This window comes from Thermus sp. (assembly GCF_056332225.1).
Map to the genome: position 1 here is coordinate 1 of NZ_JBWGQW010000203.1, position 651 is coordinate 651.

A 651-nucleotide genomic window follows, 5' to 3' on the forward strand; every position below is an offset into this window, starting at 1 on the left:
GGTCCTGGCGGGCCGCTGCCCGAGGCGGCTTCTTCAGGGGCTCTTGCGCGAGGCGGAAAGGGCGAAGGGCCCGGGTCCCGGCGAGGACCGGGGGGAGGCCCACCACCGGGAGGTGGACCGCCTCCTCGCCCTCTACCGCGAGCGGGGCTACTGGGCCAGGGCCCGGGTGACCGTGGCCTTCCTGGAGACCCCCCTCTTCCTCACCGCCGAGCTGGACCTGGTGGTGGCGGACGGGAGGAGGGCGGCGGTGGTGGAGGTGAAGACCGGGGAGCTTCGGCCGGAGCACCTCTTCCAGGCCCTCCTGGCCTGGGCGGCCTGGGCCCGGTTGGAGAGCCGGGTGGGCCTTAGGCGGAACACCTTCCCCGTCCTCTGGCGCCCGGGCCTGGGCTTTCCCCTTTACCTGAAGGCCCCCGACCCCGGGCTCCTGCTGGCCCGGGCCGGGGAGGCCCTGGAGGCCCTCCTCGCCGCAAAGCCCAAGGTGGGCCCGGGGTGCAAGGGCTGCCCCCTGGCCCGGGAGGGGAGTTGCCCGGAGGGCCTAGCCCACCTTGCGGGAGGCGCGGCGTGAGCCCCCTTGACCCCTTGGGCCTCGGCACCCCCCAGGACTTCCCCTCGGAGGTCCACTTCTTCGCCCTCTCCCAGGTCCTCGAGGTC

Annotated in this window: 1 protein-coding gene; it reads left to right on the forward strand. The window is 74.7% G+C overall.

The genetic code is table 11. The features are described from left to right. Positions 1-565 (forward strand): hypothetical protein (locus tag AC01Y6_RS10920; RefSeq protein ID WP_476671555.1); only part of this gene is annotated, 565 nt, incomplete at its 5' end. Positions 566-651: the final 86 nt, after the last annotated feature.